The 21,370-nt window shown below is 44.8% G+C and carries 20 protein-coding genes; 10 read left to right on the top strand and 10 right to left on the bottom strand.

What is annotated here, in order from left to right; genetic code table 11:
* Positions 1 to 4: 4 nt before the first annotated feature.
* The 5 genes from C7H79_RS12930 to C7H79_RS12910 all read left to right on the top strand — a co-directional run bounded on the left by C7H79_RS12930 (position 5) and on the right by C7H79_RS12910 (position 6,103).
* Complete coding sequence (locus C7H79_RS12930) at positions 5 to 1,828, top strand: site-specific DNA-methyltransferase (RefSeq protein WP_106707665.1); 1,824 nt, start codon at positions 5 to 7, stop codon at positions 1,826 to 1,828.
* Positions 1,829 to 1,952: 124 nt separating this feature from the next.
* Positions 1,953 to 2,195 (top strand): hypothetical protein, encoded by a 243-nt coding sequence (locus tag C7H79_RS18945; protein ID WP_242447284.1) that lies wholly within the window; start codon positions 1,953 to 1,955, stop codon positions 2,193 to 2,195.
* A 173-nt stretch (positions 2,196 to 2,368) separates the two neighbouring features.
* A complete protein-coding gene (locus C7H79_RS12920) occupies positions 2,369 to 2,548 on the top strand; it encodes a hypothetical protein (protein ID WP_106707664.1) in 180 nt (59 codons plus the stop codon).
* The gene (locus C7H79_RS12915) at positions 2,506 to 5,232 is read left to right on the top strand and encodes a DEAD/DEAH box helicase (RefSeq protein WP_309477330.1); all 2,727 of its coding nucleotides are present in this window, start codon (positions 2,506 to 2,508) and stop codon (positions 5,230 to 5,232) included. The genes C7H79_RS12920 and C7H79_RS12915 overlap by 43 nt, the downstream gene beginning before the upstream one ends.
* Before the next feature lie 193 nt (positions 5,233 to 5,425).
* Complete coding sequence (locus tag C7H79_RS12910; RefSeq protein WP_106707662.1) at positions 5,426 to 6,103, top strand: transcriptional regulator domain-containing protein; 678 nt, start codon at positions 5,426 to 5,428, stop codon at positions 6,101 to 6,103.
* 74 nt (positions 6,104 to 6,177) lie between these two features.
* Here the strand turns inward: C7H79_RS12910 and C7H79_RS12905 are convergent, their stop codons facing one another.
* Complete coding sequence (locus C7H79_RS12905) at positions 6,178 to 7,860, bottom strand: IS1634 family transposase N-terminal domain-related protein (protein ID WP_106707661.1); 1,683 nt, start codon at positions 7,858 to 7,860, stop codon at positions 6,178 to 6,180.
* Positions 7,861 to 8,126: 266 nt separating this feature from the next.
* Here C7H79_RS12905 and C7H79_RS12900 point away from each other — a divergent pair, with 266 nt between their 5' ends.
* From C7H79_RS12900 to C7H79_RS12890, 3 genes are all read left to right on the top strand, one after another.
* The gene (locus tag C7H79_RS12900; RefSeq protein WP_258577645.1) at positions 8,127 to 8,366 is read left to right on the top strand and encodes a helix-turn-helix transcriptional regulator; all 240 of its coding nucleotides are present in this window, start codon (positions 8,127 to 8,129) and stop codon (positions 8,364 to 8,366) included.
* 322 nt (positions 8,367 to 8,688) lie between these two features.
* A complete protein-coding gene (locus C7H79_RS12895; RefSeq protein ID WP_147383605.1) occupies positions 8,689 to 9,285 on the top strand; it encodes a hypothetical protein in 597 nt (198 codons plus the stop codon).
* 153 nt (positions 9,286 to 9,438) lie between these two features.
* Positions 9,439 to 11,136, top strand: coding sequence for a DUF927 domain-containing protein (locus C7H79_RS12890; RefSeq protein ID WP_172592437.1), 1,698 nt, complete (start codon positions 9,439 to 9,441; stop codon positions 11,134 to 11,136).
* 518 nt (positions 11,137 to 11,654) lie between these two features.
* Here the strand turns inward: C7H79_RS12890 and C7H79_RS12885 are convergent.
* From C7H79_RS12885 to C7H79_RS12860, 6 genes are all read right to left on the bottom strand, one after another.
* Positions 11,655 to 12,254 (bottom strand): hypothetical protein, encoded by a 600-nt coding sequence (locus C7H79_RS12885; RefSeq protein ID WP_147383604.1) that lies wholly within the window; start codon positions 12,252 to 12,254, stop codon positions 11,655 to 11,657.
* 5 nt (positions 12,255 to 12,259) lie between these two features.
* On the bottom strand, positions 12,260 to 13,180 hold the full coding sequence (locus tag C7H79_RS12880) for a site-specific integrase (RefSeq protein WP_106707657.1): 921 nt from the start codon (positions 13,178 to 13,180) through the stop codon (positions 12,260 to 12,262).
* Positions 13,181 to 13,191: 11 nt separating this feature from the next.
* Positions 13,192 to 13,419 (bottom strand): hypothetical protein, encoded by a 228-nt coding sequence (locus C7H79_RS12875; protein WP_197714636.1) that lies wholly within the window; start codon positions 13,417 to 13,419, stop codon positions 13,192 to 13,194.
* Between the two features lie 198 nt (positions 13,420 to 13,617).
* On the bottom strand, positions 13,618 to 13,926 hold the full coding sequence (locus tag C7H79_RS12870; protein ID WP_106707656.1) for a hypothetical protein: 309 nt from the start codon (positions 13,924 to 13,926) through the stop codon (positions 13,618 to 13,620).
* A gap of 808 nt (positions 13,927 to 14,734) precedes the next feature.
* Entirely contained in the window at positions 14,735 to 14,893 is a 159-nt protein-coding gene (locus C7H79_RS12865) for a DUF3309 domain-containing protein (protein ID WP_106707655.1), read from the bottom strand.
* Positions 14,894 to 14,962: 69 nt separating this feature from the next.
* Entirely contained in the window at positions 14,963 to 15,160 is a 198-nt protein-coding gene (locus tag C7H79_RS12860) for a DUF3185 family protein (protein WP_106707654.1), read from the bottom strand.
* Between the two features lie 237 nt (positions 15,161 to 15,397).
* On the opposite strand from C7H79_RS12860, the gene C7H79_RS12855 reads away from it, so the two are divergent.
* A complete protein-coding gene (locus C7H79_RS12855; RefSeq protein WP_106707653.1) occupies positions 15,398 to 15,571 on the top strand; it encodes a CsbD family protein in 174 nt (57 codons plus the stop codon).
* A gap of 134 nt (positions 15,572 to 15,705) precedes the next feature.
* Positions 15,706 to 15,831, top strand: a complete 126-nt coding sequence (locus C7H79_RS12850) for an entericidin A/B family lipoprotein (RefSeq protein ID WP_106707652.1) — start codon at positions 15,706 to 15,708, stop codon at positions 15,829 to 15,831.
* Between the two features lie 271 nt (positions 15,832 to 16,102).
* On the opposite strand, the gene C7H79_RS12845 is transcribed toward C7H79_RS12850, so the two are convergent.
* The 3 genes from C7H79_RS12845 to C7H79_RS12835 form a co-directional block, all read right to left on the bottom strand.
* On the bottom strand, positions 16,103 to 18,100 hold the full coding sequence (locus C7H79_RS12845; RefSeq protein ID WP_106707651.1) for an integrin alpha: 1,998 nt from the start codon (positions 18,098 to 18,100) through the stop codon (positions 16,103 to 16,105).
* A gap of 353 nt (positions 18,101 to 18,453) precedes the next feature.
* Complete coding sequence (locus C7H79_RS17715; protein ID WP_147383603.1) at positions 18,454 to 18,831, bottom strand: hypothetical protein; 378 nt, start codon at positions 18,829 to 18,831, stop codon at positions 18,454 to 18,456.
* Between the two features lie 792 nt (positions 18,832 to 19,623).
* A complete protein-coding gene (locus C7H79_RS12835) occupies positions 19,624 to 20,874 on the bottom strand; it encodes a tyrosine-type recombinase/integrase (RefSeq protein WP_106707669.1) in 1,251 nt (416 codons plus the stop codon).
* Between the last annotated feature and the right edge of the window lie 496 nt (positions 20,875 to 21,370).

Raw genomic sequence — 21,370 nt, 5'->3', positions numbered from 1 at the left:
GAATATGAGCAAGAAACATAAACTCGAACTTACCTGGATCGGCAAAGAGAATCAGCCTAAGTTGGAGCCGCGCATTTTGCTGGAAGACCCGACGAAGAGTTATCACGCGAAGCATCGGGTGAAGGATAACGACATCTTCGATAACCAGCTTATCTTTGGCGACAACCTACTTGCGTTGAAGGCTTTGGAAGCGGAGTTTTCTGGAAAGGTGAAGTGTATCTATATTGATCCACCTTACAACACTGGGCAGGCATTTGAGCATTACGATGATGGAATAGAAGCTTCCCTCTGGCTTTCTTTAATGAGTGAAAGGTTGCGTCAATTAAGTCGGTTACTCAAAAATGACGGGGTCATTTTTGTTCAAATAGATGATAACTATTTTGCGCATCTCAAACTTGTAATGGATGAAGTATTTGGGGTGAGTCAGTATATAAATACTATCGCGGTAAAAACCAAAGAAAGTTCGGGTGCCAGTGGAGGTGGAGAGGACCGTCGATTAAAAAAGAATATTGAATTCGTTCTCGCTTACGGCGGTAAAGACTTTGTGTCATTTAACTCTGTATTCAGCGAAACAGAACTTGATAACTATCTGGAGTTGATGAGACTTGAAGGAAAGAGTTTTAAATACACGTCTGTCCTTTATCGACTGGGGAAAAAGACCTTCGTCAAAACCATTAAAGATGGGGGTGGAAGTGATATGCAGCTCTACAAAATTGAGGATTACGAGACTCGAAGCATTTCTAGACTTGCAAAAGAAGAAGGGCTATCAGAGGCACAAGTAATCTACAAGTATTACGATAAAGTTCACACGACGGAAAATGCACAGACATCTATCAGGACACGTGTTCAAGATGCCACGGATAGTTTAGATAACATGTACTCATTAGAATATATTCCAGTATCTGGTCGCAACAAAGGTACGTTAACTGAACTTCTTTTCGTGGGGCCTCAAAAACGCTTAGTGAGCTGGTTTAGTAATGTTACTTACAAAAAGGGCAAGAAAATAATTAAGCGAGAGAAATTGGGAACCTTTTGGGATGACCTGAATTGGAATAATGTTACTCGTGAGGGTGGCGTTAGATTTCCAAATGGACAGAAACCAGAAAAACTGATCTCTATTTGCTTGGAATTGGCAACCGCTCCGGGCGACTTGGTATTGGACTCTTTCCTTGGTTCTGGAACAACTGCGGCTGTGGCTCACAAGATGGGACGTCGCTGGATTGGTATAGAGCTAGGAGAGCACTGTCACACTCATTGCGCACCTAGGATGCAATCAGTTATCGATGGGACGGATCAATCAGGTATCTCCGAGTTAACTGGATGGTCGGGTGGAGGTGGTTTCCGCTATTACAAACTTGCGCCTAGCTTGTTGCAGCTGGATACCTACGGGCAATGGGTAATCAACAAGGAATACAATGCCGAGATGCTGGCGCAAGCCTTATGCAAGCTGGAAGGATTCACCTATGCACCATCAGGAGTACATTACTGGATACACGGGTATTCTACTGAGCGAGATTTTATCTACGTCACCACAGCGAATTTGAATCACGAGCAATTACAGCAGCTTTCCGATGAAGTGGGATCGGAACGAAGTTTATTAGTATTGTGCACTGCTTTCCGTGGCCGAGGTGATTATCCGAATCTCACCGTGAAGAAAATCCCTAAGCAGGTGCTGTCACGCTGTGAATGGGGGCATGATGATTATTCGCTACGAGTCGAAAATCTTCCCAAAGCACCTCCTCCACAACAAGTAGAAAACACAAAAACCAAGGGACATAGTGCCGCGAATTCGGTGCAAAGTGGATTGTTTGATGAGGAAATGGAATGATTCTTGTGAAGCAATCAGATCATTCTGCGGTAACTGTTAAATCACGTGTGCCAGTTTATTCAAAAATTGTGTCGCAGGTGAGTGGAAACTTCAAACATCCCATTTTTTCCTGTTGGTCTGTGTCATGAAGAAAATTATCATCATTGCTGGGCCGAATGGGGCTGGCAAAACAACTTTCGCTCGGGAATTTTTGCCCAATGAAGCTGGTAGTCCAAAGTTCGTGAACGCAGATTTGATTGCGGCGGGTTTGTCGCCGTTTGCGCCGGATGTGGTTGCGATGAAAGCTGCTCGTATTATGTTGGAAAGTATTAAAGAGCTTGAAAAAACGGTGAAAGTTTTGCTTTCGAGACTACGCTTTCCGGATTGACTTATGCACAACGCATACGCCAAGGTTGCCATAATGTACAAATCGCGGTTATCCGCAGGCGCTTTACAGCGGGTTGAGAAATTTTGAGCTATTTATTGCGATGAAGTCGATGTCTTGGTGATATATAACAATGCAGGCGATGAGCCGGTGTTAATTAATTGGGGAGAAAGGGCATGAATCAAAAAAGTATAGAGCTGGCAAAAGATCCAGATTTGACGGGTTCTTTGGTTGCAATTCGCCGTGCTGCTCAGCGGGCAAGACAATTAGCGGTCAGTACGAACACTGAGCTCGTCGTTCTGCGGAATGGTAAATGTGTGCATATAAAGCCAAGCGGAGTACCAAAGCCGCGATGAATCGTCATGTCAACGCCATTGCCGGTCGGCTCAGCTTGCGTGCACCGCAGCGCCGTTCGTTAGAAATTCTGGATCGAATCACTGAGATTACTCCGCCCAAAAAAGATAGAGATCTTCTGGCAACACTGGAGATTATTCGCAGTGAATTTCCATCCGTCACAGATTTCGAACGCGAGTTTCCGTCCCTGTGTTTTGCACTGGCTACAGGTGTCGGCAAAACCCGTTTGATGGGCGCATTTATCAGTTATCTGCATTTGGCGCACGGCATCAACAACTTCTTTGTATTGGCACCGAATTTGACGATTTACAATAAACTGATCACGGATTTCAGCGACCGCACTTATTCAAAGTATGTTTTCAAAGGCATCTCGGATTTTGCAATTGATGCACCTGCCATTATCACCGGTGACAATTACAATCAGCATGATCCTGCCAGTGGCACGCTATTTGGTGGAGTGCGCATCAATATTTTTAATATCTCCAAAATCAATTCTGAGGTGCGTGGCGGCAAAGCTCCGCGTATCAAGCGGTTATCTGAATATATCGGCGAAAGTTATTTCGACTATCTGGCCGGACTACCCGACCTGGTGCTTTTGATGGATGAATCGCATCGCTATCGCGCGAGTGCAGGCATCAGGGCAATCAACGAGCTGAAACCGATTCTGGGGCTGGAGTTGACGGCCACACCGTTCGTGGAAGGCACCAAGGGAGCTGTACCGTTCAAAAATGTGATCGTGGATTACCCGCTGGGCAAGGCGATGGAAGATGGCTTTGTGAAAGAGCCTGCCGTGGTGACGCGCAAAAATTTCAATCCAGCTGGGATGTCGCCGGAAGAGATCGAGCGGATGAAGCTGGAAGACGGGGTACGCCTGCATGAAAGCGCGAAAGTCGAGTTGGAAACTTACGCCAGAGAAACTGATAACAAGATCGTCAAACCTTTCCTGCTGGTGATTGCGCGAGATACCACCCATGCTTGGCAGTTATTGGCGTTGATCCAATCCGATGGTTTCTTCGAAGGACGCTACAAAGACAAGGTCATTCAGGTTGATTCAAGCCGAACCGGTGCGGATGAAGAAGAAATGATCGAGCGGCTATTGAAGGTAGAGCACCCTGAAGAGCCAACTGAGATCGTAATTCACGTGAATATGCTGAAAGAAGGCTGGGATGTAACCAATCTCTATACTATCGTGCCGCTGCGAGCTGCCAATGCTCGTACCCTGATTGAACAATCCATCGGTCGTGGTTTGCGTTTGCCTTATGGTAAGCGCACGGGTGTGACGGCGGTTGATCGGCTGAATATTGTGGCGCATGATAAGTTTCAGGAAATAATCGACGAAGCGAATCGACCTGATTCCGCCATTCATCTGAAAGCAGTGGTGCTGGATATTGATGAGCTCGATCAAAAGACGGCAACAATTGTTTCTCAATCCCAGGTTGCAACCCAATTGGGAATAAAGCCAGCAGATACAACTGTCAGCACACAAATTGCGGGGCAAGATGTGCAGCCTCTTTTTACCAAACCGGAAGAACAAAAGGTAGCGCAGATTGCTTATGAGGTCATCCGCAAGATGGAGAATCAGCCGAGGACTGTGCCCACATTAGCGCATTTGAAAAACCCGGAAGTGCAGGCTGCTATCGTTAAGGCAGTGCAAGAACAACATCGTCCCAAACAACTGGAGTTGGAGGGAGTAGCAGAGCTGCCAGATTTTACAGCGATTGTGGCTCAGACGGTAGAGCTGGTAACTCAGCACACAATTGATATTCCACGCATTCTAGTTGTACCCAAGGGAGAAGTGAAAGCTGGTTTTAAACCGTTCACTCTGAAACTGGATACATTGAGATATCCAGCGGTGTCCGATGAGCTATGGATACAGCACCTGCGTACCAGCCAGCGAGATAAAGTGACTCTGGGTGCTGGGGGCATTGAAGAAAAGCGGATAGAAGATTATGTCGTTAGCGGCCTGATGGATTTCGATGATATTTCTTACGATGATCAAGCGGACCTGTTATATGACTTAGCTGCACAGACTGCTAAGCATTTTTGCAGCTATCTATCTGAGGATGAAGCACGTAGGGTTTTGCGGTGCTATCAACACGATATTGCTCGCTTTATACATGCACAAATGCAAGATCATAGTTGGGAGGAGGCAGTTGATTATGAAGTAGTTGTAAGTAAAGGATATGTGGAACTCAAACCCAGTGCTTATACTTACTCGATCAATGACCCAGTTGCGGATTATCGAATCTCGCCCAATGATAAAAGCAACATGTCAAAGTATGTCTTTGGTGGTTTTACACGTTGCTTGTATCCAATACAGAAGTTTGCCTCAGATGCTGAGCGTTTATTGGCAGTTATTATTGACCGCGATGCAATGAAGTGGTTTAAACCGGCAAAGGGACAATTTCAGATTTTCTACAAACAAGGAGCTGATCATCCTGAATATCAGCCGGATTTTGTTGCTGAGACAAATGACGCAATCTACATGCTTGAGCCCAAGGCTAGTAATCAAATGACCGATCCCATCGTTATTGCCAAAAAAGAAGCTGCTATCAGGTGGTGCAAAAATGCTTCTGATTATGCCAGAGCCAATGGTGGCAAGCCTTGGCGCTATGTTTTGATCCGGCACAACGCAATTGCACAGAATATGACACTTGAGGGTTTATCCCAACAATTCACTTCATAGCGCTTATGAATAAATTGGACAAGGCAAGAATGCTATCCATACTCTACTAGCGATAAAATAAATTATCGCTAGCCAATACCAAACCAGTTTCTTGCAACATTCGCCATTCACCGGCCGTAAGACTATCAAATTCTAAAGCTAGGCATAGAATTACCGTACTCATTCCTAATTCATTTAATTATTAGGGTGAATTGTGAAAAAACTTGCCTGGAAGCTGATCAACTGGATTGATCTCAAAAACTATGAACATATAGAAGAAGACTCCTCTGACGAAGTTTATGCCTGGGAATTTTTGCGTAGAAATAAACAATATCAAAATGACTACTCAGTATATGAGCGTACTAAAAAGTTTCCCGGGTATACCCGATACACCCTATCCAGTGAGGGTCAATATATCTCACATAATGAAGATATGTTGGATTGGTACAGACTGAGCCGGGAATTTATCAATATTGATCCAAAGATTACAACACTACCCGCTTTCGTTAAAGGAGATTGCCCGCGTTATCTACAAAAGGATGATTTTCTTGGATTTGATGCCACAGACGATACCGATAAAGAAATTCTTGAATTAAGGCAAGATGAAGTTGTAGTAGTGTTATCAACCAGTCTAAATCTGGATAATCAATTTGATCGGATCAAGGATCAGCTGAAACTAAAAAAAGACACCAACGGCGGATTCCGAAAAAGGAAAGATAAGTATATAACCTATTTACGATTGCTGGATGCTGAACTCATGGATATTCCAGAAGCTGAGATTCTGAATGTTTTGTATCCCAAAGAAGAGAAATCCAGGACTACCATATTCAATAATTTGAAAGCGGCCAAAAAATTAAGGGATTTCAATTACAAAAAATTACTGGCATTCTGAATTTCTTCTGGCACCGCGGCCGATGATTCTTTTTGCTAGTGGGGGCAACAGCCCAGCAAAGCTAATTCCACAGATCACCGATATACCCTGATCTTTTTCAACAAATTAAAAGCTCTCTGCTGAGCTGGATTGAGTTTGCAGTCAACGGTGAATCGCGAGGCATTTGCACCTTCATTGGTTTTACGGCAAGTATTCCGCGTAATTGTCGCCAAGTGTTGCAATAATGAACTGAAGCTTCGACTGGACAGATCAGAGTTCGGTATCTCTAACTGTTTTTTGGACCCAGTTCGTTGATTATTTTCAGCAGCAGTTGTTCCCAGGTCTGGGTTATCTGACTGCGAATCATATTCTATAAACATGCCTAACGAATCCCAACTCCTCCTCATTTGCCACTCGACATAGATTGTCAGTAGCCGCAATAAAAGATATTTGTTGGCTTGGGTTTTGTCATAGACGAACATCGGATGCGTTCTGGGATTAATACTAGAGATGTAATAAAAACCCTTCTTTGTCATCCCGTTTAAAGTTTTTCTATACAGACTCCTGATTTCCAACGACGAGAGATCCTGGACCAACGAGGTTCTAATCGCAAAAACACCATCCAAAGATTCCCTGGAATTAAGTGATTCATGATCAACCACATATTCAAATTTACGATCCGCGATCTTGGTAGAAAAGTACTTTTTTAATCCATAACCCTGAAACACCCGATCAACTTTGCGTTTGATTAAAATTGCTTTTCTCAATCCTCCCTGATCAACAGATTTCTTAATTTCGTCTAAGGATCCGATGAATGAATTCACTAAGGTATCCCGCTCATCCTTGCGCAGGCTTTTTCGATCAGGATTACGCCAGACTATAAATTTCTCCTCTGGATAATTGCTATGAGGGATTTCAGCCAGATCATAGGTATTAAATAAGGACTCAAGTCTCAAGTCGGTTCCATCAAACAAATCCTGCAGGCTTCCAGTTTTCACACCGGCAATCCAATTCATATCTTTCGGATCTGAAAGCCTATCGATCATTTTTTGTGGTATTTTTATGCGATCACCCATCAGAATGACCGATTGCAAATCAGGTGTTTCCAGTAATTTATCTAGATAATCTTTAAAGGCTGGGATACTGATTAACTTATTGGCCGGATAGGCATAGATCGAAATGGGACACCCTTGATCATCGGTAATAAGCCTGAAATTAACTTTCAAATCACCATCCAGATAGCAGCTTGAAAGACAAGTAATGATCTGATTGCTCTTCTGCAAATGGCGCTGTGCCAACTGCCTTTCTACGGTGATTTGACGTTGATATAACCAATCCATTGCAGTATGCAACTCATGTTCTTCCACGGGATCGAGATCTAGTAATTGGCCTAGCGTCGTATCGTTAAAATCACGCATCAAAGCATGCCTGGGTTCCATCTGGAGCACATCGCAAACAATCATGGCCTTCACAAGCCGCAGATTACGGTCTTTGCCGTTTTCTTCACCCAGCAATTTACCAACCTGAAGCTTTTCCATAGCCAATAATACCGCCTGTACATGACCATGTGCCGCTGAGTGCAAGATCTCCAGACCAACGTCATTCTGTTTTACCAATTTCTCACCCTTTAAAATTCTTTGAATGGCACGTGCCTGATCTTCAGTAATTTCATTCAGATTGGCAATCGTTTCTTTACTCACCTTCCCATCTTTACGGAAAGAACGGCGCAAAAGAATAGCGGGTTTAGAACCTCGATTGGGGACTATATCAATATACATGGCTACTCATACGGTTTATTAACCAATTACTAATGCATATTACCATTATATACATGGACACATTTAAAATAACTTTCCTTCCTATCGCCATAGGAATCAAGAATATCCCTTCATTATCAGACAGATAAGAAACTATCCATAAACTGTGATCCCAGCAAAGTGAATGATTCCAAGTTGCTACAAATAACCAGCGGAGCTTATTAGCGGCATCAATCGAACCTAAGTGATGGAAAAATCTAATTCTTTATAACCTAAAGGAGTAAAAATTGAATTGCAAAACAGACCACGAAACGAACAACAAACCGCAGCTTGTTTCTCTAAAAAGAGCGACTAGAATGGTCAGCGTTTCCCGCAGCAGTATCTACAGATGGATTCATGCCGGCACCTTCCCGACTCCCGTCCGAATTGGTGAACGAGGCATCGCTTTCAAACTAAGTGAGTTGGAAAAGTGGATTGAGTCCCGCCCGCGTATTCAGCTACACGGTACTAACCGGGAGAACAGATAACATGGCCTTCCCATTTGAACCAAACAGGCAAAGCAAGCGCCCGGGTTTCTACGACATACGAACTGATCTGCCGGGTTTTGAAACCATAGAAGATGCCACCAAAGAATCACTGATCAGACAAAAGGCACTCATCAAAGGAGGACACCCCCGTCTGGCTAAGAAACTAGGTGATTGTAATAGGGATTACCGCTGCACAAGCCCCGCCTGCCCCCAGTGCGCACGAATTAACCGCCGGGGTTTCTACCACGCAGCAAACACACTTGTTAAGCAACACAACAGAGCTAACCAACGCACAGCAACCCTGATCTACTACTCAGAAGCTATGACAAACGAGGAGTTAGAACACTTTGACCCCAAGCAACTAAAAGACAGGTTACGCCAACAGTTAACCCGTAGCGGCTTCAGACACCCTGTGATAGGTGGCCTTGAGCTTGATTACCACGAGGATATTGGCTTGTGGATACCCCACTTCCATTTACTTGTAGTAGATGACATCAGTCCCCTGGCTGCGCTAAGAGAGAAGTACCTCACCAAGGAGAAACGACCAACCCCTGATAACCCACCTACTAGCTACATCAGCAGATCCATGATGGTGCAGATATTAAAGCACCCACCCAAGCAACTTAGCTATCTATGCAAGCAGAGATGGCAATCTATTCGTGCATACATAGACATAGTAACGGGTAAACGTAGAACCAAGAAATATAGGCTAAATCGGTATGCGTTCATCCTATCACTAACTGTATTAGATAGTTATACCTTCAGTGATCTGATGCTTACATACAAAGTTAGAGTGATTAGTAACCAGTTCAAAGTAACCCCGCCTGTCTGTGAGCAGAAAGCTGAAAACCCTAGAAAGTTACGGATAAACCCTAGTTTGAGCGAACGGGAGGGTAAGTTGCGGAGGGATGATTGTTAACACTACTCAGCCATAAGCGCACTAATTTCACGAATCAATGAAATCTGCACGCATTGAAGAAATAGCTGATCTGCTGATCTCCCGATCTGTAGTTCAGCAGATCACCGGATCAGACAAATATTTAATTCAATTCATTTTAAAGGAATGCCCACAATGGATACACAGAAGGCTATGGTTATTTTATGCAAACTGGAAACGCAGGATGCTGATCCCGATGTTTTCCTGGTTATCTCATATATTGATAGCTCTGGCAAAAATAGGTACGAATTGTTTCCAATTGAACTCACGCTAGAAGAAAAAAAGGCAAAAACTTGGCTCATTAAACGTGGCTTTCCTCAAAACCTGCTTGTTAATCAAGCATGGACAAAGATTTTTGAAACGCTTAATGTGCCTGTTACAAAAACGGGAACAATCGTCGAAAAGTTCGGCTACTTTCTTGAAAAGAACTATTTTTTACCTGACAATAGTTTCATAGGATCGGAAGAAGCACACACAGTATACCTTCATCCTAAAAAATCCATATTTCGTCCCGACTATAGCAAAAGTGGTTCACTAGATGAATGGAAAGAGAAGATTGCAACTTCTGCATTACATAGTACCCGTATCATGATGGGCCTTTGCGCTGGATTGTCCGGGTATGTGTTGAAAATTGTCGGAATTATTGAAAGCGGTGGATTTAATCTTTTTGGAGCCAGCTCGATTGGAAAAACCACAGTTTTGAAGGCAACAATTTCACTCGCCGGCCCCAGGTGCAATTTGCAATCATGGAATCAAACGGACACCGGTGTTGAGGAACTGGCTTATGGCTACAATGATGGTTTTATTACTTTTGATGAGATAAAAACAATAGATCCGAATGATAAAGAAGCGATTAAAAAACTATCGGCAATAATTTATAGGCTTTGTTCAGGGATTGAGAGAAACAGGTCAAGAAAATATAAGCCTGATCAAGATCGTTGGCGGACTTCGATAATGAGCACCGGTGAGGTAAGCTTAGCAATGCATGCCGAAAAAGCCGGGAGTAGACGAATGGAAGGTGAGGAAGTTCGAGTGATTGATGTTCCAGCTGATGCGGGTAATGCAATGGGTATTTTTGAATCACTACCCGAAGAGTTCACGGATTCCAGTACTTACGCTCAATATTTAGATGAGCAAAGCCAATTATTCTATGGCACTCCACAAGCCGCATTTCTTGAAGAATTAATAGCTAACCTTAGCGCAGAAAATCCTGAAACTCCTGTTAAAGTCCAATTAATTGAATGGATGGAATTGTTCCGGAAGAAATGTGGCGTTGATCCTAAATCTGGGATTGAAGTACGTTTCACCAATCGTTTTGCCCTTGCTTATGCTGCTGGGTGCTTGGCAGTTGATTATGGAATATTTCCTTTCACCAGGAAAGATGTATTTAAGGGCATCTCTGCTTGCTATAAAGCCGCTTTATCGGTGAAACCAGAAAGCTGGGAAGCAAAGGTAAATCAACAAAAAAGCACACTTGCTAAGTACCTAGATTCCCAAGAATTTCTTGCATTGGATTCAAAAGAATCGTGGAGTGTAAAAGTAGTTGCAGAAATTGATGGGTTTAGCGTTTCCATAAATGATATTCCATTGATTGCATTAAAACGTGAGGTCGTAAAACATTTGATCCCTGAAATTTATTTAAATGATGTGCTCCGTATTTGCAAATCGAAAGGCTATCTATTATCGGATGCAAATGGCAATAACACTCGCTCCATTACATTGAATGGCAAAAAGGTTCGTTTCTACTGCTTTGTTTCACCGGCGGATAAAGAGAGTGTTAAGGTCGTAAGGAAGCAAAATCAAGGTTATGCTGCGAAGATAAGCAGTGAATAACTGATCAAAGCATATGGGCGGGTAATTGTATGATGGATTATCCGCCCATGTTTTTATGAATCATCAATACCCCTTAAGCCAATCGCAGCGATTCCAGAATTTAATCAAGGAAGTATAGTCCGGGATAATATCTTTTTCTTACCCCTGTTAGTTGGTGTCCTGGGGACAATTTCCGGCTGTGCTGTAGTGTTGACGCCGGTCGGAAATTGACCAGAAAAACGTGACACGCAAGTTCAACAAGAATCAATCACCTCCCCTGTTCAAATCAGTCCATACCATCGCATCTATTTGCCAATCTTTGCGGATTATGGTTGTCAGAGCACTAGGCAAGAAATGTTAATTGCTACTAGCCGGGTTCCTGTCCAGTTCAAAGATGCCAGGCACTGCACAGTAGTTTCCGGCCAATGGTTTGGCGTGGAAACCTGCATGACACTCACCACAGTTAGCAAAAATTACTGTCCGTATTCTCGACCGGGTTAATAATTGTGACTCACTAGCACTATTCCGTTTGGTTGGTTTTAGCGAACACATTCATCTCGGTCTTTTCGTTCAACCGATAGCAAATAAGTCAACGTCGGCCACAAGGTATACATTTCCCGACTTTCCGTTTCTATGGTGCATAGATTCCGGGCAATCTGCCGGATACCCGACGAGTCCGACAGAATCAGTGCACCGGGTGTAATCCTCCTCACGCAAGTCCAGTGTTTAATACGACCACTCAAGCTGATAATGACAGCCGAGTCCGGTTGGCTTAAGTGTTCGCTCAGCTTTTCCCAATATTGTTCCAGCGTGACATCATCCGTGTCAAAGGCGATTTGTTTGCGTAGTTTCCGCTTCTGATACTTTTTGACCGATTTGATGGCGATATCAATGAAACCACCTTTGGCGTCAATATCATCAAATCCCAAAATCAGGGCTTCTTCCAGCATCTCATCCTTAGCCAAATATTTAATCAAGGTTTTGTATAAAACTCTTCGCTGACTGGCTTTTCGTTTGAGCTTGCGGTCATAGTGAAATTTGCCGATAACAACTTCGGTTGCATTCATAACCGAATACACGCCACATAGTCCATCAATACTTCCTTGCCGGATGGGCATCACACTTTCCTCATCAGACATTCAGCTCACCAGATTTGGCTGACCGCATTGTTGACAAACAACTGGCTGTCGCGAATATAGCGCTGCAACATCACATCCGACTTATGCGCAGTTTGCTGACGAATTTTCCAGGAACTGACTCCCGCTTTGGCTGCACTGGTTACCAATCCCGCCCGCAAGCTATGCCCTGAATACAGTTTGGGATTGAAACCGGCTTTAGCAACACGCTGCTTGATGATCAGTGCTATTGATGGCGCACATAATCCCTGCTCCATCAGTTGATCGAAGCGATTCATGCGTCTGAAGATTATTCCAGTTTTGATACGTGATTTTTCAAGCCAGGCTTTCAAAGCGCGAACTGGACAATGGCGCCCTTTGACAAAAGGAATCGCCACGTTCCGTCCTAATCCGGTTTGATCGGTCTTGCTCCGATGGATACGGATCACCACACCTTCAGTGACGTACCGAATATCTTCCACTTGTATAGCCACCAGTTCAGAGCGGCGAAATGCTCCGGCAAATCCAATCAGTAACAATGCCTTATCACGCAACCCTTTAAGTCCAGTGAGTTGTTTTGTGATGTTTACCAAGTCAGTTTTTAACAACGGAGTTACTCGACGCTGTGCACTACCATTGATGCGCCGAATTCCGCGTAAGGTATTTGTCACCAATGAGGATTGAGTCGGTGATATTAGTCCCTTGTCAGTATGAGCACGGCCTATCGCTACCACTCGGCGATTCAAAGTGGCGATGGAAAGTGTTTCAGCATGGATGGCTAGATATGAGGCAACACTACTGGGTGTGGCTGGAATTTTGCCGCCACTGCGCAGAAAATGAGCCAAATCGTTCTGGTACGCCAGTTGGGTATTCTTGGCTTGAGTGGCTGCCAGATATTCACTGACTTTTTTACGGGTATCGTTACTGGTGAGGGTTGGTTTATTTTTCATCAAAGTACTCTCTATTTAATGGTGACATAGCGCATACAGGTAATCAGCAGATGGTTGTAGTCTCCCGCAGTGGCTTCGCGCATAAAGTCACCTGCTAGTTCAGGGCGGTTACTACTGAGAATGCAGCGGTGAACATATCCAAGGATTGCGAATGCATTGCTGTCTTTTCCTATTAATTGCACGACAGCATCGGTGAGTGGAGCTGGGGGTTGGTCTGGGGATTTAATTGAATTCATCATGGGTTCTTCTCTATAAGTAGTTGATAACGCATTCATCACGGTCGTCATAATGATGAGTTATCGCTAGTTGAAAAGTAAAAAGCCCACCAGCATTAGGTTTGCTGGCAGGCGAGTGTTTGGGTGTTTTCATTTATTTTGCTCCCATAACACCCGAAAAGAGCTTGTTGTTATAAGTTGATCTAAAGGCTGAACTTGTTATCAGTACTCCTCGGGTAACAGCAAAGTGGTTACGCTGCGATCGGCTTCGGTAATAATCCAGATGTTCTGATCGTCGCTGATGGTGTAACTCGATAAGATGCGCCAGCCATTGGCAACCGATTTATCGTTTTCTTCTGCGTCACCAGGGGGCACATTGCCCCAGTCACCTGATTGATGACGCTGTATGAGATCAGCCGCATTGATTGCATACTGATCCATTGCTTCCAGGGCTCCCGGTGTGGCGACGATCTGGCCTAAAGGAAACAACCTGCTCGATTTATTTTTGTTGGTGCCGCGGGGATTACACATATATTTCTCCTTTCTCAGGACGAGCAAATACAATCAGGTGTAAAAATGTGCCTGTCCTGATTGCTACATCAAATGGGATTTGTTTGAGGGGTTACTGAGGTGCTGAGTGCTGCTTTAATACGGTTTGGTATTGCAAGGTTGGCTGAGGCGCAGCTGTCGTTTTGTTATGCACAGACAATTGCAATACAGCTATATTTTACGAGGTTATTCTTAGCGCATCAAATGTCAATGACTTTGCTATCAACTGCTTATGAAGTAGTCACGGGGTGATCGACGGGCATTAAGTATTGGACCCGGACTGTTAATTCGTTGGTTGCCATTTAGATCCTGGCACGACCTACCAAATAAGATCGGGGTTAGCTTAAACGCTAATTCCTTTTTTTCTTAGAGTATAGCCAAGGATTTTAAATCATATTATCAGCGAGATACTTTACTGAAAATCCAGCCTGGGAGATTGACGATAGGCAACCGGGCGATTTATTTAGAGCGTCACTAATCCGTTGGTTTTTCAATAACGGGATAGGTAGAATTATTACGTACAATTTGTTCGTAGTGCACAATGGAGGCTACGCCAACCTCCAAAGGTGCCACTTGCTGAAGCAGGAATTCATAGGTCCTACGACGATACAGTAGTCATCATTCGGAGCAACAGGAGCTATTTCGCAGGTTATGTATTTTAAGCTTCACTAAAAAGCACGAGAATATTCCCTCTCTGGTTCTGTGCATAAAACACAGAACCAACCGAATGTACAATATTTCATAAATTTGATTTCATTCTTTCTGCTCGATCAAATGTGGGTACTATATTCTATATTCGACCCAACAGCATCAGAATGAGCAAGATCAGTACCACTGTCCCAAGAATACCACTGGGGAAATAGCCCCACTCCCTACTGTGTGGCCACGTTGGAATCGCGCCAATTAGCATCAGAATCAGAATCACCAACAGAATTGTTCCTAGTGTCATTTTGTTTCTCCTTAACCATTCTTAAAAAGATTTGGCTATAACTTAGGTGACAGAATTATTGTTTTCAATCTATCTTTCCCGTAACACGCCAAATAATCCAATAACGCCTGCAATAATGCCGCCGACCAATAACCATATGGCTTTGTTAGTGGGCGAACCTGTTAGTGCTTGTGACACCTCTGAACTTGCAGAATCATAGGCGCTCACGCCCCAGACAACCAAAAGAACTCCAACGATAAGTAGCGCAACAGATATACCTTTATTCATGCGTTTCTCCTGAAGAACTTAGGGTCAAAATGGCGTGCCGCTACAATAGCCATTTGATTTATGACAATTGCAACGAACGAAATTACGCCGATTCTTTTATTGCTTCTGTGCGTTACCGCACCGAAGTAGAGTTACATCCACTTTATAATGCGTTCAGTTAGAGGTAGATTTTGTAGCAGGCACGGACCGATGTCGGTTCGTTTGATGGACATATAATCTTAGAATGAGGAATTTATCATGAATAAGGATCAAGTAAAAGGCGAAGTAAAAGATATAGCTGGAAAAGTTCAGGAAGAAGCTGGCGAACTTACTGACAGCAATGAACAGCAAGCTAAAGGTCTTGGAAAGCAGATCGAAGGAAAGATACAGAAAGGTATCGGCGATTTGAAAGAAGCTTTCAAAAAAGACTAGCCATTTTAGTCGTGAACTTCAACATCAAGTTTAATGTAACGGTAGCTTAGCATTTTTAGTATTTTTCGCTAAGTTGTTACATTAAACTTGCAGAAGTCCGTATCTTTACTAAGCCCTAATGGAGTGGAGTAGCTATGAAAATATTGACATTAATGTTTGCTTTCATTGTTGTTATTCAATTGTCTGCCTGTAACACTATGCGTGGAGTGGGGAAGGATGTTGAGAGGAGTGGCGAAGCAATTCAGAAATCGACAAACTAGCTCGTCAGTGGTATTCATTTTTGATGGTACATATCATCGTTGTTTTGATATTTGCCAATAAATCCGGATAGTGTAAAAATGAGGTTATTAGTTACTGCTGCTGGAATTTAATAGAAAGATTGCTAAAAGAAGGTGTCTGACTTTAGTTGACCATTCAACCGGATTAATCGGGCATTGCGTATATATTCTCATTTGTCAATCCGAACGCAGTGAGGAAACCAACAACATAGATTTCTCACTGCGCTCGAAGTGCCAGGGATTCAGCGTTCCCCTAAGCAAAATCAGTCATCACATGAACTCCAACCAGCACCACCGCCGCACCATTGGTGAAAGTGTGATAATCATGATCAATGCCGCCGTCCGTCCAGCCGTTGCTGAGTCCTACGACGCTATCGTTATTATTTCCATCCACTTTCAGCGTATTGCTGGTACTCGACAAATTGAGCACATTCAACGCGGTTAAGGTCAGCGTATTATGACCGCTGCCCTTCATATCGATGGCTTCAATGTCGCTAATCCTGCCGTGCACACTGGACAGATTCAAGTCCATGTGACTGCGAGCAAGCTTCAAGGTGTCGTAGCCTGCGCCGCCATCGACTAACTGGAAGTTGACATCGCGGATCTCAATAGTGTCGTCACCCGCACCGGCATGGAACACATCCGCGCCGCCACGACCGATCAGCGTATCGTCGCCATCACCTGCCACCATACGGTCTGCTGCCTTGGTGCCCTTGAGTTTATCTGCTCCGGCTGTGCCCAAAGCAGTCACCGCTCCTGTGAAGTTACCTCCAAACATCACGTAACTAGATCCGGAAGCAACAACACCGCCCGGGCTAGCTTGAACAGCTCCGACCATCACATCAGCAAAACCGTCGCCGTTCACATCCCCTGCACTGCTGACCGATTCGCTCGAGAAATCATACGCCGCCCCATCAAGGCGAAAACCGCTATTGCTGTCGAGACTGGACAGATCCAGCGTAGCAGCAAAACCGGAAGCCTTGCCAAAAACCACATAACTTGATCCGGATGCAGGGCCGTTCGAGCTGGCACCAGGAGCACCGACCAGCAGATCAGCAAAGCCGTCGCCGTTGACGTCCCCGGCCCCGCTGACCGAAAATCCCGCCGAGTCACTTGACGCTCCATCGAGACGGAAACCGTTGCTGCCATCCAGGTTGGATAAGTTCAGCGTGGCACTAAAACCGGCGGCCTTGCCAAACACCACGTAGCTGGATCCTGAGGCATAGTAGCCGTTTCGACCTGCATTGGGAGCGCCAACAAGCAAGTCTGCAAAACCATCGCCGTTGACGTCCCCAGCACTGCTGACAGATGCGCCGGACGAATCATACTCCGCAGCTCCATCCAGCCGAAAACCATTATTACCATCGAGACTGGATAAGTTTAGCGTGGCATCAAAACCCGAGGCTTTGCCAAAAACTACGTAACTGGAGCCGGAGCCGCTGCCGTTCGGATCAGCACTAACAGCACCGATCAGCAGATCAGCAAAACCGTCGCCGTTCACATCCCCAGCATTGTTGAGTGAAGCTCCTGAAACATCACCCGCCGCCGCCCCATCAAGGCGAAAACCGTTGCTGCCGTCGAGGCTGGATAGATTCAGTGTGGCAGAAAAACCAGAATCTTTGCCAAATATCACGTAACTGGAACCAGAAAATCTGCCGTTCGGGCCAGCTCCAAAGGCACCGACAAGCACATCAGCAAAACCGTCGCCATTGACATCCCCCGCACTGCTGACCGATTGGCCGGAAAAATTAAGCGGCGCAACTCCATCCAAGCGGAAACCGTTATTACCATCGAGGCTGGTTAAATCCAGCGTGGCGCTAAAGCCGGAAGCCTTGCCAAAGACCACGTAACTGGATCCGGAGACCGATCCGTTTGGATCAGCTCCAAGGGCACCGACAATCACATCAGCTAACCCATCTCCATTGACATCCCCAGCACTACTGACTGATAAGCCCAATGTGTCACTCGGCGCCACCCCATCCAGCCGGAAACCATTGCTGCCATCAAGACTGGATAAGTTCAGCGTGGCATCAAAACCCGCTGTCTTGCCAAATACCACATAACTGGATCCTGAAAAACTTCCGTTCGGACCGGCACTCGGAGCGCCGATAATCACGTCAGCAAAACCGTCGCCATTGACATCTCCTGCACTGCTGACTGGTCTGCCCGACGAATCATATTCCGCTACTCCATCTAGGCGGAAACCATTATTACCATCGAGGTTGGATAAATTAATTATTGTTGTTGACATAATCAGAACTCCTTCAAAAGGATTTATCAAAACACTTACTTGAAAGAAATATCAACTAATCCGTTATTTTTAGAATAACGCAATCAAGCCTACTCCGATAGAATCCTATCAACAAGTGTTATTTTGGCTGTGAATAGGGCCGTCAAAAATTCAAGACAGGGCCACAAGTAATGCGGGCGATTACTGAATATATAGAAATACTCTATAGCTGACATGCATGCTAGAAGTGCCGCTTGCTGAGAAACCACAAGCGGCACGGTAATGGCAGGAGAAAGATCTTGCTGCCTCGATAGAGTTTATGAGGATGATGTCTTGCTGACCTACTCATCACCCTCGGCGCAAGCTGCTAATGTTTACTTACCCCCACGCAGTTGAATCTTCCGCTCCACGAATCCATCAGCGCATAGGAATGGGCCGCACGTAAACGCAAATGTTATAGTCATCGCTTTGCCACCCGCGAACTTGCCGCTCTGCGGAATGACGTTTCCGGACCATGAGTGCGCCGTCCCATCGCATGTGCCAGAGTCGAATAAAAAGAAGCTTCCACGAATGGTAGCTACTCGGCCGACATTCTGGCTAGCGTCTCCGGACAAGCCAAGAAAGTCACCATTGCTACAAGTGTACGTTCCAGAAATCGTCGCAACACCAGTGCGAGTATTAACTTTACCGACGGGGTTCACGGTCAAGTCGTCCAGCGTGGGCGCTACTACTGCGTTGAACGAAATACTCAAGAGCCCTCCATTGCCGCCCCCGTCACCCTGATCATCTATGGCCAGCACGTAGTAGGTCGTACCCGCTGTTGCGAAAAAAGACACGGCCCCAGGCCCGCAATTGACGATCTGTAAATTGCCTTGGCTACCCTCGCCTACCAATACGCCAGCTGAGTAGTTGGACTGCGAGACATCGACAACAATGGTCGTGTCAGAAGGGACGGTAAATGAATACCAAACGCTGGCGTCGGTTGCTGGCGCGCCGCACGACAAGTTCAGTTGAGCATCGTCACTATCTGTGGTTGCCCCTGTGGTGTCGAGCACCTCGCTGAACCCGGCAGTGGCCGGGGTTGGATTTGAGAATGTATCGTTGGAAGGCGGAGCTGCGATGGCTTGATTAGACACCCACCATGATAACGCTATAATCACAATCGCTATTTTTTTTAATCTATACGCATTCATATTTAACATTTTAATTACTCCAAGTAAAAGTAAAGATAAATTGATGATGCAAAGACGTCTACAAGGGCAACGTAGATGATGTAGACGGAAAAAGTCTACGCTTTTCAGAACAATAAAGATAGGCAGTTATAGCAGATTCCAATTGCTATTGGATCAAGATATGGCGAGCAGGTTAATTGGTTGCTGGACCATAAGTCCGGCTACTTTAATTGGTTTATACTTGAGGAGACTCTTTTCATCTATACCGGAATATGCAGCATTTACCCAAGCTATATAATGGAAAGTACAAAGTTCCAACCCTATGCAATGTGAACTTGTAATCATCCAATAATTTTGTCTAAGTCTTGCCGTTTATGAACGGTTAGCTACCGTCAAGCCATTGCAATAGTTTGCCCAATCAGTCATGAGGTGAATCCGCTTATCAAATAAATCACCCCTACGATAAGCGGCTTCCACTTTATTGGCAATAGTGTGAGCCAGCGCCATTTCACAAACTTCTTGCGGATAGGCTGTTGTTTCACTTGCCCAGTCACGGAAGGTTGATCTGAAACCATGTGCTGTCAGATCGCTGCGTCCCATACGCTTCAAGGCTGCTGTTAAACTCATATCCGACAATGGCTTATCTTGTTTGATGCCAGGGAATACATAATCTGAAACATGGTTTTCTTGCATTCGTTTTAGTACTGCCATGGCTGTATCGGATAAAGGAATTCTATGTTCCCGCCCTGCTTTCATTCTGTCACCGGGAATTAACCACAAGCGCTCGGACAAATTCATTTCCGACCATAACGCACCCCGCACTTCACCCGAGCGCGCTGCGGTTAAAATGGCAAACTGAAGTGCAGTAGCACCAATGCCGGGTTGGCTGCGTAATTGCCGCATGAATTGCGGAATTTCTTTGTAGGGCAATGCAGTGAAGTGTTTTACCTTGGCAATTTTTGATGGTGATGGCAGCAGCTTATCAAGATGCCCTTTCCACCTGGCAGGATTCTCCCCTTCGCGGAAACCTCTGACAGTTGCCCAATCCAGAATGCTTTCGATGCGTCCCCGTAACCGGGTCGCGGTTTCTGTCTTGGTTTTCCAAATGGGCTCTAATACCTTCAACACTAAGCTGGCATCGATATGTGCAACATTAAGATTGCCGATTACAGGACAGGCATAAGTTTCTAAGGTGCTTCGCCATTGCGCTCGGTGTTTTGGATTCTTCCAGGCATCACCATGCGCATCCAGATAACTATTGATACAATGTTGGAAGGTAACACGCTTGATATGTGCTTTCTTGTTAGCATCCGTTTGCTTTTGTTTGTCTTCCAAGGGATCAATGCCTTGTAAAACTTGACTGCGGTAGCTACTGGCTTTATGGCGGGCTTCTTCCAAGGAGAAATCGGAATAACTGCCTAATCCCATATCGCGGCGTCGTCCAGAAAAAGAATAGCGATAGATCCATGAGGCTGCGAAAGTGGGATTCATATTGGCGGATAAAGAAGGACTGACATTGACGCAAAGGTATAAACCAGAAACACCACCAACTGCGTGCATGCCTGGTATTTTAGCGAGTTTCTTAACACCTAAAGCCGATATGGCAGACTTAATTTTTCCCATCAATGTTACCATCAAAATGACTGAGATTTGATGATATCTTAAGAATCAATTTGGAACAATAATAATTATATTTTCTATTAAAAAGAATCTGTTATACAACATAGTGGAATACAGTGAAACACCAGATCAACAGACTCTCTCTCCGCCACGGATATACCAACAAAACCCGCATAAATGATAAGTTTATGCGGGTTTTGTTGGTATCTGTAGCCAATCATGTGAAATGCGAGTAACACGATAAATTAGTGAGTAAGTTAGTGAGTAACTATAATACTTATGAAATTGTTACTCACATGTTTCTGCAAGCTACCGGTGGAGGTGTGTTGACATGAAACTAACAGATTCAGAAATTAAGGCAGCAAAACCCAAAGAGAAGCCCTACTCCCTTACCGAGGGTCATAGACTGGTTCTAATGATTCAACCTTCCGGCGCGAAATGGTGACGGTATCGTTATCGATTCAATGGCACGGCAAGAATGCTCTCCATGAGAGTTTAA

The organism is Nitrosomonas supralitoralis, from assembly GCF_003011925.2.
Taxonomy (GTDB): Bacteria; Pseudomonadota; Gammaproteobacteria; order Burkholderiales; family Nitrosomonadaceae; genus Nitrosomonas; species Nitrosomonas supralitoralis.
This window is presented reverse-complemented; position numbering and strand designations above follow the sequence as displayed.

Coding starts and splice junctions, on each gene's coding strand:
- C7H79_RS12880 (WP_106707657.1), bottom strand. CDS start 13,180: ATGAAAAATAAACCAACCCTCACCAGTAACGATACCCGTAAAAAAGTC.
- C7H79_RS12920 (WP_106707664.1), top strand. CDS start 2,369: ATGAATCAAAAAAGTATAGAGCTGGCAAAAGATCCAGATTTGACGGGT.
- C7H79_RS12870 (WP_106707656.1), bottom strand. CDS start 13,926: ATGTGTAATCCCCGCGGCACCAACAAAAATAAATCGAGCAGGTTGTTT.
- C7H79_RS12845 (WP_106707651.1), bottom strand. CDS start 18,100: ATGTCAACAACAATAATTAATTTATCCAACCTCGATGGTAATAATGGT.
- C7H79_RS12855 (WP_106707653.1), top strand. CDS start 15,398: ATGAATAAGGATCAAGTAAAAGGCGAAGTAAAAGATATAGCTGGAAAA.
- C7H79_RS12835 (WP_106707669.1), bottom strand. CDS start 20,874: ATGGGAAAAATTAAGTCTGCCATATCGGCTTTAGGTGTTAAGAAACTC.
- C7H79_RS12930 (WP_106707665.1), top strand. CDS start 5: ATGAGCAAGAAACATAAACTCGAACTTACCTGGATCGGCAAAGAGAAT.
- C7H79_RS12915 (WP_309477330.1), top strand. CDS start 2,506: ATGTGTGCATATAAAGCCAAGCGGAGTACCAAAGCCGCGATGAATCGT.
- C7H79_RS12860 (WP_106707654.1), bottom strand. CDS start 15,160: ATGAATAAAGGTATATCTGTTGCGCTACTTATCGTTGGAGTTCTTTTG.
- C7H79_RS12865 (WP_106707655.1), bottom strand. CDS start 14,893: ATGACACTAGGAACAATTCTGTTGGTGATTCTGATTCTGATGCTAATT.
- C7H79_RS12895 (WP_147383605.1), top strand. CDS start 8,689: ATGACAAACGAGGAGTTAGAACACTTTGACCCCAAGCAACTAAAAGAC.
- C7H79_RS12875 (WP_197714636.1), bottom strand. CDS start 13,419: ATGATGAATTCAATTAAATCCCCAGACCAACCCCCAGCTCCACTCACC.
- C7H79_RS18945 (WP_242447284.1), top strand. CDS start 1,953: ATGAAGAAAATTATCATCATTGCTGGGCCGAATGGGGCTGGCAAAACA.
- C7H79_RS12885 (WP_147383604.1), bottom strand. CDS start 12,254: ATGTCTGATGAGGAAAGTGTGATGCCCATCCGGCAAGGAAGTATTGAT.
- C7H79_RS12850 (WP_106707652.1), top strand. CDS start 15,706: ATGAAAATATTGACATTAATGTTTGCTTTCATTGTTGTTATTCAATTG.
- C7H79_RS12890 (WP_172592437.1), top strand. CDS start 9,439: ATGGATACACAGAAGGCTATGGTTATTTTATGCAAACTGGAAACGCAG.
- C7H79_RS12905 (WP_106707661.1), bottom strand. CDS start 7,860: ATGTATATTGATATAGTCCCCAATCGAGGTTCTAAACCCGCTATTCTT.